General features: G+C 71.5%; 11 protein-coding genes and 1 pseudogene. 6 read left to right on the top strand and 6 right to left on the bottom strand.

The genetic code is table 11. The features are described from left to right. Window positions 1–20: 20 nt before the first annotated feature. Entirely contained in the window at window positions 21–1,382 is a 1,362-nt protein-coding gene (locus C1J00_RS29875) for an MFS transporter (RefSeq protein WP_102912105.1), read from the top strand. Here the strand turns inward: C1J00_RS29875 and C1J00_RS29870 are convergent. From C1J00_RS29870 to C1J00_RS29860, 3 genes are all read right to left on the bottom strand, one after another. Next, window positions 1,371–2,333 (bottom strand): DMT family transporter, encoded by a 963-nt coding sequence (locus C1J00_RS29870; protein WP_102912104.1) that lies wholly within the window; start codon window positions 2,331–2,333, stop codon window positions 1,371–1,373. The genes C1J00_RS29875 and C1J00_RS29870 overlap by 12 nt on opposite strands. Before the next feature lie 62 nt (window positions 2,334–2,395). Then, window positions 2,396–3,106: an ArsR/SmtB family transcription factor gene (locus C1J00_RS29865; RefSeq protein ID WP_102912103.1), complete on the bottom strand. Its 711-nt coding sequence runs from the start codon at window positions 3,104–3,106 to the stop codon at window positions 2,396–2,398. Window positions 3,107–3,152: 46 nt separating this feature from the next. Next, the gene (locus C1J00_RS29860) at window positions 3,153–3,803 is read right to left on the bottom strand and encodes a TetR/AcrR family transcriptional regulator (RefSeq protein ID WP_180989737.1); all 651 of its coding nucleotides are present in this window, start codon (window positions 3,801–3,803) and stop codon (window positions 3,153–3,155) included. A gap of 67 nt (window positions 3,804–3,870) precedes the next feature. On the opposite strand from C1J00_RS29860, the gene C1J00_RS29855 reads away from it, so the two are divergent. The 3 genes from C1J00_RS29855 to C1J00_RS29845 all read left to right on the top strand — a co-directional run bounded on the left by C1J00_RS29855 (window position 3,871) and on the right by C1J00_RS29845 (window position 6,035). After that, the gene (locus C1J00_RS29855; protein ID WP_102912107.1) at window positions 3,871–5,022 is read left to right on the top strand and encodes an acyl-CoA dehydrogenase family protein; all 1,152 of its coding nucleotides are present in this window, start codon (window positions 3,871–3,873) and stop codon (window positions 5,020–5,022) included. Window positions 5,023–5,082: 60 nt separating this feature from the next. Further along, window positions 5,083–5,328: a YiaA/YiaB family inner membrane protein gene (locus tag C1J00_RS29850; protein WP_102912101.1), complete on the top strand. Its 246-nt coding sequence runs from the start codon at window positions 5,083–5,085 to the stop codon at window positions 5,326–5,328. A gap of 71 nt (window positions 5,329–5,399) precedes the next feature. Then, window positions 5,400–6,035, top strand: coding sequence for a TetR/AcrR family transcriptional regulator (locus tag C1J00_RS29845; protein ID WP_102912100.1), 636 nt, complete (start codon window positions 5,400–5,402; stop codon window positions 6,033–6,035). 153 nt (window positions 6,036–6,188) lie between these two features. On the opposite strand, the gene C1J00_RS29840 is transcribed toward C1J00_RS29845, so the two are convergent. Next, window positions 6,189–6,650, bottom strand: coding sequence for a MaoC family dehydratase (locus C1J00_RS29840; RefSeq protein WP_102912099.1), 462 nt, complete (start codon window positions 6,648–6,650; stop codon window positions 6,189–6,191). A 106-nt stretch (window positions 6,651–6,756) separates the two neighbouring features. Between C1J00_RS29840 and soxR the strand changes: the two genes are divergently transcribed. Continuing rightward, window positions 6,757–7,224, top strand: coding sequence for a redox-sensitive transcriptional activator SoxR (soxR, locus tag C1J00_RS29835; RefSeq protein ID WP_102912098.1), 468 nt, complete (start codon window positions 6,757–6,759; stop codon window positions 7,222–7,224). A gap of 8 nt (window positions 7,225–7,232) precedes the next feature. Here soxR and C1J00_RS29830 read toward each other — a convergent pair. Then, window positions 7,233–7,670, bottom strand: a pseudogene (locus tag C1J00_RS29830) (3-keto-5-aminohexanoate cleavage protein); the annotation flags it as partial. A gap of 75 nt (window positions 7,671–7,745) precedes the next feature. Continuing rightward, window positions 7,746–8,348 carry a hypothetical protein gene (locus tag C1J00_RS29825; protein WP_102912097.1) on the bottom strand — a complete coding sequence of 201 codons (603 nt, stop codon included), beginning with the start codon at window positions 8,346–8,348 and terminating at the stop codon, window positions 7,746–7,748. A 262-nt stretch (window positions 8,349–8,610) separates the two neighbouring features. Between C1J00_RS29825 and C1J00_RS29820 the strand changes: the two genes are divergently transcribed. Continuing rightward, the coding region (locus C1J00_RS29820; RefSeq protein ID WP_102912106.1) for a penicillin acylase family protein at window positions 8,611–10,567 on the top strand (1,957 nt) is incomplete at its 3' end.

The following is a 10,567-nucleotide window of genomic DNA, read 5'->3' as shown; positions in this document are numbered from 1 at the left end:
CCCCCCGGAGCGTGCACCACATGGACACGGCACCTTCCGCTCAGCCCGCCACGACCACACCCGCCGCCGGCAACCGCCGCCGCGTGGCGACCGCGGCGGCCCTCGCCTCGGCCGTCGAGTGGTACGACTACTTCGTCTTCGGCATCGCCGCCGCCCTCGTACTCGGCGACCTGTACTTCCCCGCCGGCAGCACCACGGCAGGCGTGCTCGCCTCCTTCGCCACCTTCGCCGTCGGCTTCCTCGCCCGGCCCATCGGCGGCATCGTCGCCGGACACCTGGGCGACAAGCGCGGCCGCAAGCCGATGCTCGTCCTCGCGCTCACGCTGATGGGCGTGGCCACCACCGGCATCGGCCTGCTGCCCACGTACGACACGATCGGTGTGGCCGCCCCGATCCTGCTCGTCCTGCTGCGCGTCGCCCAGGGCGTCGCCGTCGGCGCCCAGTGGGGCGGCGCGATGCTCCTGGCCACCGAGTACGCCCCGGAGGGCAAGCGCGGTGTCTACGGCAGCGTGGTCCAGCTCGGTGTCCCCATCGGCGTGGTCACCGCCAACACCGTCTTCCTGCTGGCCGGCGCCCTCACCACCGACTCGGCGTTCGCGGCCTGGGGCTGGCGCGTGCCGTTCCTGGTCGGCCTGCTGGTCCTCGGCCTGGCCTGGTACATCCACCGGCACGTCGAGGAGACCCCGGCGTTCCGGGAGGCCGAGCGGGCGCTCACCGAGAAGGAGAAGTCCGAGCGGAACTCGCCGCTGCGCACGATCCTGCGCGGCCACCTGGGCACGGTGCTCCTGGCCGGCGGCTCCTTCGCCGTGAACACCGCCACCTTCTACATCCTCATCACCGGCGTCCTCGACTACACGACCCGCGAGCTGGACATGAAGAAGAGCGCGGTGCTCACCGTCTCGCTCTGCGTCAGCCTCACCCAGCTGGTGCTGATCCCGGCCTCCGCCGCGCTCTCCGACCGCGTCGGCCGCATCCGGGTCTACGCCTTCGGCGCTGTGGGCATCGCGGTGTGGGCCGTACCGCTCTTCCTGCTGATCGACACCGGTTCGCTGCTGTGGCTCGCGGTCGGCACGTTCGTCGCCAGCTGCTTCCTGAGCATCATGTACGGCCCCCAGGCCGCCCTGTTCGCCGAGTTGTTCACGCCCGAGATGCGCTACACCGGCGCCTCCCTCGGCTACCAGATCGCGGCCGTCGCGGGCGGCGGGCTCGCGCCCTTCATGATGGTGCTGCTCCTGGAGGCGACGGGCACGTCGATGGCCGTGTCCGGGTACATCATCGTGCTCTCGGTGATCGCTTTGGTCTCCATCAAGGTCCTCGCGGACCGGGCGCGTGCGGCAGAGGCGCAGGCCGAGCCGGAGACGCAGGCCGGGTCAGCGAGCTGAGTCCGTGGTTTGCTCGGGCCGCGGCTCCGGAATCCCTCCCGGAGCCGCGGCCCGGGCCGCCGCCCGCGACCTCGACACCGCCACACCCGCCAGGCAGAGCACACCGCCCACCAGCGTGAGCACCCCCGGCACCTCGCCGAGGAACAGCCACGACATCAGGACGACCAGCGCGGGCGCCGCGTACGTCGTCGCGCCCATCCGGCTCGCGGTCGTCCGGGACAGCGCGTACGCCCACGTGGTGAAGGCGAGGGCGGTCGGGAAGACGCCCAGGTAGATCATGTTGAGCGTCGCCGAGGCGGGTGCCGAGGCGGCCTCCTGGACGAGCTGCCCCGCGAACGGCAGGCACAGCACCGCGCCGACCAGGCACCCGAACGTCGTCACCTGCAGCGGGCTGGCCGAGCCCAGCGCCGGCTTCTGCGCCACGACACCACCGGCGTACGCGATCGCCGCCAGCAGGCACAGTGCCACCCCGAGCACCGAGGAACCGCCCTCGCCCGACATCGACAGGCCCACCGTCACGGCACCGGCGAACGACACGGCCATCCCCGCCAGCAGCCGCGGCGGCATCGGGTCGCCGAGCAGCCGGGCACCGAGCAGCGCGATCAGGATCGGCCCGGTGTTCACGACCAGGGCGGCCGTACCCGCGTCGACCTGCTGCTCGCCCCAGTTGAGGGCGACCATGTAGAAGCCGAACCACAGCAGCCCTGATATCGCGATCCCGCGCCAGGCCGGGCGCGGCGGCATCCCCTCCCGCCGCAGCAGGCAGATCACCCCCAGCGTCAGCACCCCGGCCAGCAGCCGCCCGAGCGCCAGCGCCCCGGGTGAGTACGCGTCACCGGCGCTGCGGATCGAGACGAAAGCGGACGCCCACAGCACGACGGTGACCGCCGCGGCACCGGCGGCGAGCAGTTCCGCCCGGCGGGCGGAAGGGGACGGGGCGGTGTTCGACATCATGCTCCGGAGGCTAGGAGGGCAAGGGCCGGGAAGCTCGCGGTTTTCGGACGGCGGCGCGGCTACCGCAACGCCGCCGACTGCACCCCCAGCAGGTCGGACAGGGCGCGTTCACCGGCCGCCGTCACCTTCACGGCCCGCTCGGAGCCGATGCGCACGCACCATCCCGTGTCCAGGGCGTGCCGGCACAGCGCCGCGCCCGCGACGCCCGCGAGATGGGGCCGGCGTTCGGTCCAGTCGAGACAGGCCCGGGCAAGCGGCCGGCGGCTCCGCCGGTCGAGGGCGATACCGGCCGAGACGAACCACTCCATCCCCGCGTCGGTGAGCGCGAACCCCGTCTCCTGCCGCAGCAGCCCGCGGGCCGTCAGCGCGTCGTTGACCGCGATGCCGAGCCGCCCGGCGAGATGGTCGTAACACGTACGGCCCCGGGCCATCGCCGAGCCGGCGTTCGACTCCCGGAGGCTCCGTGGCCGTACGGCCGGGCCCGGCGGGACCTGGGCGGCCAGTTCCTCCACCAGCTGGGCGATCCGGGCGTCGGTCAGCCGGACGTAGCGGTGCCGGCCCTGTCGCTCCTCGGCGAGGAGCCCGCCCGCGACGAGCCGGCCCAGGTGCTCGCTCAGCGTCGAGGCGGCGACCCCCGCGTGCCGTGCCAGCTCGCCCGCGGTCCAGGCCCGGCCGTCGAGCAGCGCCAGCAGGCACGCGGCCCGGGTCTCGTCCGCGAACAGCGCGGCGAACCGGGCCAGGGCCGTGGCCCGGGGGTCCCTCGTCGTCATGCCCCCAGCATGGGACATGGACGCTTCGGTGGTCGCCGAAGCATCGCTACGCCGTGCGCCGCATCTGCTCGTACTGGCGTGCCAGCCCGTCCAGCAGAGCCGTCAGCCCGGTCTCGAAGGCGCGCTCGTCGATCTTGCCCTGCTGCTCGGCGAGGAGGTGGGCCTGCTGGAGGTGCGGGTAGTCGGCGGGGTCGTAGGCGCTGGCGTCGTCCACGAATCCCCCGGCGAAGGAGCCGAGCGCGGATCCCATCACGAAGTACCGCATCAGCGCGCCGATGGACGTGGCCTGCGCCGGGGGCCAGCCCGCGGCGACCATCGCGCCGTAGACGGCGTCCGCGAGGCGCAGTCCGGCCGGGCGGCGGCCGGGGCCGCGGGCCAGCACCGGGACGATGTTCGGGTGGTCGCGCAACGCGGCCCGGTAGGAGACGGCCCAGTCGTGCAGCGCGGTCCGCCAGTCCCGGCCGTCCTGGAACATCGACAGGTCCACCTGGCCGCTCACCGAGTCGGCGACCGCCTCCAGGATCTCGTCCTTGGTGCGGAAGTGGTTGTACAGCGAGGGCCCGCTGACCCCCAGTTCGGCCGCGAGCCGCCGCGTGGAGACGGCGGCCAGACCCTCCGCGTCCACGAGCGCGCGGGCCGTCTCGACGATCCGGTCGGTGCTGAGCAAGGGCTTGCGCGGTCGGGCCATGGCGCACATAGTAGGGCTGCGCAGCGAAACTAGCAGTGCTAATTTAAATGTACGCCTTTCAATGGGGTGACCTGTGGTGAATCTGGGGCTCAGCGAGGAGCAGAGCGCGGTCCGGCAGCTCGCGCGGGACTTCGTGGAGCGCGAGATCACCCCGCACGTCGTCGCCTGGGACCGCGCCGAGGAGGTCGACCGGGCGATCGTCGAGAAGCTCGGCGAGGTCGGCTTCCTGGGCCTGACGATCGACGAGGAGTACGGCGGCTCCGGCGGCGACCACCTCGCGTACTGCCTGGTCACGGAGGAACTGGGCCGGGGTGACTCGTCCGTGCGCGGCATCGTCTCCGTCTCCCTCGGGCTGGTCGCCAAGACCGTCGCCGCCTGGGGGAACGAGGAGCAGAAGCGGCGCTGGCTGCCCGGGTTGACCTCCGGCGCGTCGGTCGGCTGCTTCGGCCTGACCGAGCCGGGCACGGGCTCCGACGCGGGCAACCTGGCGACCCGGGCCGTACGGGACGGCGACGACTACGTCCTCAACGGCACCAAGACGTTCATCACCAACGGCACCTGGGCCGACGTCGTCCTGCTCTTCGCCCGCTCCACGGACGCCCCCGGCCACAAGGGCGTCTCCGCCTTCCTCGTCCCGGCCGACACGCCCGGCCTGACCCGCCGCACCATCCACGGCAAGCTCGGGCTGCGCGGCCAGGCCACCGCCGAACTCGCCCTGGAGGACGTGCGCGTACCGGCCTCCGCGCTGCTCGGGGAGGAGGGCAAGGGCTTCTCCATCGCCATGTCGGCTCTCGCCAAGGGCCGGATGTCGGTCGCAGCGGGCTGCGTCGGCATCGCCCAGGCCGCCCTCGACGCGGCCGTGCGCTACGCGGGGGAGCGTGAGCAGTTCGGCAGGACCATCGCCCACCACCAGCTGGTCCAGGAGCTGCTCAGCGACATCGCCCTGGACGTCGACGCCGCCCGGCTGCTGACCTGGCGGGTCGCCGACCTGATCGACCGGGGGCGGCCGTTCGCCGTCGAGTCGTCCAAGGCCAAGCTGTTCGCATCGGAGGCCGCCGTCCGCGCCGCCAACAACGCGCTCCAGGTCTTCGGCGGCTACGGCTACATCGACGAGTACCCGGCGGGCAAGCTGCTGCGGGACGCCCGCGTGATGACCCTCTACGAGGGCACGAGCCAGATCCAGAAGCTGGTCATCGGGCGGGCGCTGACGGGTGTCTCGGCGTTCTGAGTACACGTCTGAGTACTTCGGCGGATGTGGCGCGGGCCACGTCCGCCGATGCTTTCCCCCATGAGTGACACACCGGGCAAGCAGCAGAACACGGCCGCCTTCTACGGCCAGGCCGTCGCCTCCTTCGCCGTCGCCATGGCGGCCACCGCCGTCGGCATCTACCAGTTGAGCGCCGACGCCTGGGTTCGGGGCTTCCTCGCCATCGCCGTCCTGTACCTGGTCACGTCCTCCTTCACGCTGGCCAAGGTCATCCGTGACCGGCAGGACGGTGCGGCCCCCTCCTACGCCCCGTTCGAGAAGCACTGAGCGGCCACGCTAAGCGCTCGCTCACCTTCGGCGGTATGGTGTTCCTCCTGCCAGTGGAGAGGGGTGAGCGGATGAGTACGGCGGAGGAGACGGCCGGCGGCGAGGCGCAGGCGTGGGGCGAGGTCACGCCCGACGCGGCGCGGCGGCTGCTGATCGCCGCGGTGGAGGCCTTCGCCGAGCGCGGCTACCACGCCACGACGACCCGTGACATCGCGGGCCGCGCCGGAATGAGCCCGGCGGCGCTCTACATCCACTACAAGACCAAGGAAGAGCTGCTGCACCGCATCAGCAGGATCGGGCACGAGAAGGCCCTGGAGATCCTGCGGACGGCGTCCCGCCGCGAGGGCAGCGCCACCGAGCGGCTCGCCGACGCGGTGAGCTCCTTCGTGCGCTGGCACGCGGGCGGGCGTACCACCGCTCGGGTCGTGCAGTACGAACTCGACTCGCTCGGGCCCGACGCCCGCGCCGAGATCCTCGCCCTGCGCCGCCAGGTCGACGGTGAGGTGCGCGGGATCATCGAGGAGGGCGCGCGGTCGGGCGAGTTCGAGGTCGTGGACGTGCACGGCACCACGCTGGCCGTGCTGTCGCTGTGCATCGACGTGGCGCGGTGGTTCAACGTCGACGGGCCCCGGACGCCGGAACAGGTCGGCGAGCTGTACGCCGACCTGGTGCTGCGGATGGTCGGGGCCCAGGGCCCGGCGGCCTGAGGTCCGGCACGTCCACCGACCGGCTCGACGCGAGCGCCGAGCTCCCGCGCTCCGGCACCTGCACCTCCACCGACCGTTCGACGTCGGCGTCTCGACGCCGGCGTCGCGCTCCCGACGCACCGGACCGGCCGCCTCAGCCGCTTGAGCCCCGCCTCAGAGGTAGTAGCGCGCCACGGACTCGGCGACGCAGACCGGCTTGTCGCCGCCCTCACGCTCGACGCTGAAGGCGACGGCCACCTGGACGCCGCCCGGCACCTCGTCGACGGCGCTGATCGCCGCGGTGGCGCGCAGGCGGGAGCCGACGGGGACCGGGGCGGGGAAACGCACCTTGTTCGTGCCGTAGTTGACGCCCATCTTCACGCCCTCGACGGCGATCAGCTGCGGTCCGAACAGGGGCAGCAGGGACAGGGTCAGATAGCCGTGCGCGATGGTGGTGCCGAAGGGGCCCGCGGCGGCCTTCTCCGGGTCGACGTGGATCCACTGGTGGTCACCGGTGGCCTCCGCGAAGAGGTCGATCCGCTTCTGGTCGATGTCGAGCCAGTCGGTGTACCCCAGTTGTTCGCCCACCGCCGACTTCAGGTCGTCGACGGACGTGAAGATCCTCGGCTCTGCCATGTCTTCCAGGCCTCTCGTGTGCAGGGCTGCGTGCTCCGTGTCTAAGCGACTGCTTAGCATGGTCGGCCGTGCGGGCTGTGTCAACGGACTCGGTAGGGTTCGAGGGGTGCCCCAGATCCCAGAGAAGATCCATGAGCTCACGGTCGGCCAGCTCGCGGCGCGGAGCGGCGCCGCCGTCTCCGCCCTGCACTTCTACGAGTCCAAGGGCCTGATCAGCAGTCGCCGGACCGCGGGCAACCAGCGCCGTTACTCCCGCGACACGCTTCGCCGGGTCGCCTTCATCCGGGCCGCGCAACGGGTCGGCATCCCCCTGGCGACGATCCGCGACGCACTCGCGGAACTCCCCGAGGAGCGCACCCCAACCCGGGAGGACTGGGCGCACCTCTCCGAGGTCTGGCGCACCGAACTGGAAGAGCGCATCAAGCAGCTGAACCGCCTCAGGGACCACCTCACCGACTGCATCGGCTGCGGTTGCCTCTCCCTGGACACCTGCGTCCTGTCCAACCCGGACGACGTCTTCGGTGAACGCCTCACGGGTTCCCGTCTGATGGTGGACCGGGGCGGTCACGGGTAGCGCCCGCCCGGCCCGAGCGGCGAGGCGGCGAACCGCTCCGCGCCGTCCGTCCCGGACCGGATGCCCGCCTCCACGCCCACCCCGCGCTCCATGAGCAGCGCGGCCGTCTCCTCCGCCCCCGGTTCATGCCAGTTGACCGAGGCGTGGTCGGGCAGCACCGTCCACGCGCGGATCCGCTCCAGCCGGGCGGCGGGGCCGGGCTCCGCCCAGGCGCCCGTGGTCACTCCGACCGGCACCGGCACCCGCGCCCGGATCGCCGACAGCGTCACCGCGAGCACCCGCGGCGACAACGTGTCCCGCCCGCACGGCGTCTTGGGGTGGACGTGGATGTCCCTCGCCCCCGCGGCCACGGCCCCGGCGGCCGCGTCGGCCATCGACTCGGGTGTCAGCGGCACGGCCACACCGTCAGCGGCCGTCCGCGAACCGTTCAGGCACACCTGCATCATGGTGTCGATGGTGCCGGTCACCACCGACAGTGGGGGTGCGGCATCCCCGGCGCACCCCCCGCGCACCCGCATCCGTCAAGCCGACACCAACAGCCTCGCCCGCCGGGCGTACGCCAGGGACTCGGGCGTGAGCACGGGACGCGGCACCAGGATCCCGCAGTCCGTGCAGACCGGACCGGACGAGGGTTCGTGGTCCAGGTCGTACCTCCACACGAGCTGCTCCCCGCGGCACACCGGGCAGGCCGAGCCCGGCTCGCGCTCCAGCGCGGCGATCAGCCGGCGCAGCACCTCGGCCAGCGGTTCACGGGGATGGACCGCCGGATCGTCGCACCACGCCACACCGAAACCGCCCCAGGTCAGCCGGTGCCAGTCGTCCACACTGCCCGGCCTGCGCAGCCCGTCGTGCTTCTCCTTCCTGCGGCGCTCGGCGAACCCGACCTCGTAGGCCTGCCAGACCGCCCGCGCCTCCTCCAGCTCGTCCAGTGCGGCCACGAGCCGCACCGGATCGGGGGAGCGGTCCTCGGGACCGAACCCTGCCCGGGAGCACAGATGGTCCCAGGTCGCCCTGTGTCCGTAAGGGGCGAACCTCTCAAGGCACTTACGCAGCGAATAGCGCCGCAGGGCCAGATCGCACCGCGGATCGCGGACCTGTCTCGCCAGACTCCGGAAACCGGCCATCGTCCTGCACCTCCGTCACACCTGCACGTAATCCGGTCACTTCGGCGTCGTCGAACGGACGTCGCCGAATAGACGTATCGACAAGCGAATCGGCTCCATCCGATTTCAAATGGCCTCCATAAGCGGCCCCGAGAGACTCGCGGGCCGATTGCCGTGGTCCGTGTGTCTGTTGTGCCGACTTCAAAAAGTGACGCTTGTTCATCTTCAAGCCGGGGGATACCGGCGGTAACATCCGGCCCACCCCCGTCGGGAGGATCCCCCCATGCCACGGCGTGCCCCACGCACCGTTCTCGACAGAATGAGAACTCCCAGCGGAATCTCCGGGTTCCTGAAGACAGCCTCGGTATGCGCCCTGATCGCAGGTCTCTTGTCGCCGCTTGCCCCGGCTGCCGCCTCGGAAACAGCTACCGCGCAGGCCACGGCCGCGGCGAACGACCACTGCGGCACCCAGTGTTCGGACATCCTGCCGCCCGGCCAGAACGGCAACGCCACCCTCGCCCAGATCCTCCTCAACCAGGCCTTCGGCACCCAGCCCGAGCACGCCGAGGACCAGCTCGGGCCCTACGCCGACCTCGCCAAGGGCTACCCCGGCCTGACCAACGACAAGATCAACACCTTCTTCAACGACGCGTCCTTCGGCGTCCCCGCCGACCAGGTCGCCTCCAGCCTCAAACCCGCCGGACGCAGTGACGTGACGATCGTCCGGGACAAGAAGACCGGTGTGCCGCACATCACCGGCACCACCCGATACGGCACGGAGTTCGGCGCCGGCTACGCGGCAGCCCAGGACCGGCTGTGGCTGATGGACGTCTTCCGGCACGTCGGGCGCGGACAGCTGACCTCCTTCGCGGGCGGTGCGCCCTCCAACCAGGGCCTCGAGCAGCAGTTCTGGCGGCACGCCCCGTACACCGAGGCCGATCTGCAGGCGCAGATCGACAACGCCGTCGCCACCAACGGCGAGCGCGGACGCCAGGCCCTCGCCGACGTCAAGGCCTACATCGACGGCATCAACTCCTATATCGACACCTCCGACAGCGGGCGCACCTTCCCCGGTGAGTACGTACTGACCGGGCACAAGGACTCAGTCACCAACGCCGGCACGATCGAGCACTTCAAGGTCACCGACCTGGTCGCGCTGGCCTCCGTCATCGGCGCGCTGTTCGGCGCGGGCGGCGGCGGCGAGGTCAACAACGCCCTCTCACTCATGGCCGCCCAGGAGAAGTACGGCGTCACCGAGGGCACCGAGGTCTGGGAATCCTTCCGGATGCGCAACGACCCGGAGGCCGTCCTCACCCAGCACGACGGCAGCTTCCCGTACGGGACCAAGCCCGCCGACCCGCAGGGCGCGGCCCTGCCCGACGCGGGCTCGGTGAAGCCGGAGCCGCTCGTGTACGACCGTACCGGCAGCGCCGCCACGGCCGGTGCGACCAGTGCGTCCCGCGAAGCGGTGAAGACCGCCACGTCGTCCGCCAAGCGCGGCATGTCCAACGCCCTCGTCGTCAGCGGCAAGCACACCGCGAGCGGCCATCCCGTCGCCGTGTTCGGCCCGCAGACCGGCTACTTCGCCCCCCAGCTGCTGCTGCTCCAGGAGATCCAGGGCCCGGGCATCAGCGCCCGCGGCGCCTCCTTCGCGGGCTTGAGCATGTACGTCGAGCTAGGCCGCGGCCAGGACTACGCGTGGAGCGCCACGACCTCCGGCCAGGACATCATCGACTCCTACGCCGTCGAACTGTGCCAGGACGACTACCACTACCTGTACCGCGGCACCTGCACGCCGATGGAGAAGATCGAGCAGAAGAACGCCTGGAAGCCCACGGTCGCCGATGGCACCGCGGCGGGCTCGTACACCATGCGCGTCTGGCGCACGAAGTACGGCCCCGTCGAGTCCCGCGCGACGGTCGGCGGCAAGCGGGTCGCCTACACCACCCTGCGCTCGTCCTTCCTGCACGAGGCCGACTCCATCATCGGCTTCCAGATGCTGAACGACCCGGGCTACGTCAAGGGCCCGGACTCCTTCCAGAAGGCGGTGCAGCACATCAACTACACCTTCAACTGGTTCTACGCCGACTCCGAGCACACCGCGTACTACAACAGCGGCGACAACCCGGTGCGCGCGACCGGCGTGGACAGCGAGTTCCCGGCGTGGGCCCGGCCTGCGTACGAGTGGCGCGGCTGGGACCCGGCGACCAACACGGCCGACTACACCCCGCCCTCGGCCC

This window comes from Streptomyces cahuitamycinicus, assembly GCF_002891435.1.
Lineage (GTDB): Bacteria > Actinomycetota > Actinomycetes > Streptomycetales > Streptomycetaceae > Streptomyces > Streptomyces cahuitamycinicus.
The sequence above is the reverse complement of the archived record's forward strand: the minus strand, read 5'-3'. Positions and strand labels throughout refer to the sequence as shown.

What these genes read in the sequence shown, in the direction of transcription:
- C1J00_RS29860 (WP_180989737.1), bottom strand. Translation starts at nt 3,803, where the DNA reads ATGTGCGCCATGGCCCGACCGCGCAAGCCCTTGCTCAGCACCGACCGG.
- C1J00_RS29875 (WP_102912105.1), top strand. Translation starts at nt 21, where the DNA reads ATGGACACGGCACCTTCCGCTCAGCCCGCCACGACCACACCCGCCGCC.
- C1J00_RS29845 (WP_102912100.1), top strand. Translation starts at nt 5,400, where the DNA reads ATGAGTACGGCGGAGGAGACGGCCGGCGGCGAGGCGCAGGCGTGGGGC.
- C1J00_RS29865 (WP_102912103.1), bottom strand. Translation starts at nt 3,106, where the DNA reads ATGACGACGAGGGACCCCCGGGCCACGGCCCTGGCCCGGTTCGCCGCG.
- C1J00_RS29870 (WP_102912104.1), bottom strand. Translation starts at nt 2,333, where the DNA reads ATGTCGAACACCGCCCCGTCCCCTTCCGCCCGCCGGGCGGAACTGCTC.
- C1J00_RS29825 (WP_102912097.1), bottom strand. Translation starts at nt 8,348, where the DNA reads ATGGCCGGTTTCCGGAGTCTGGCGAGACAGGTCCGCGATCCGCGGTGC.
- C1J00_RS29840 (WP_102912099.1), bottom strand. Translation starts at nt 6,650, where the DNA reads ATGGCAGAGCCGAGGATCTTCACGTCCGTCGACGACCTGAAGTCGGCG.
- C1J00_RS29850 (WP_102912101.1), top strand. Translation starts at nt 5,083, where the DNA reads ATGAGTGACACACCGGGCAAGCAGCAGAACACGGCCGCCTTCTACGGC.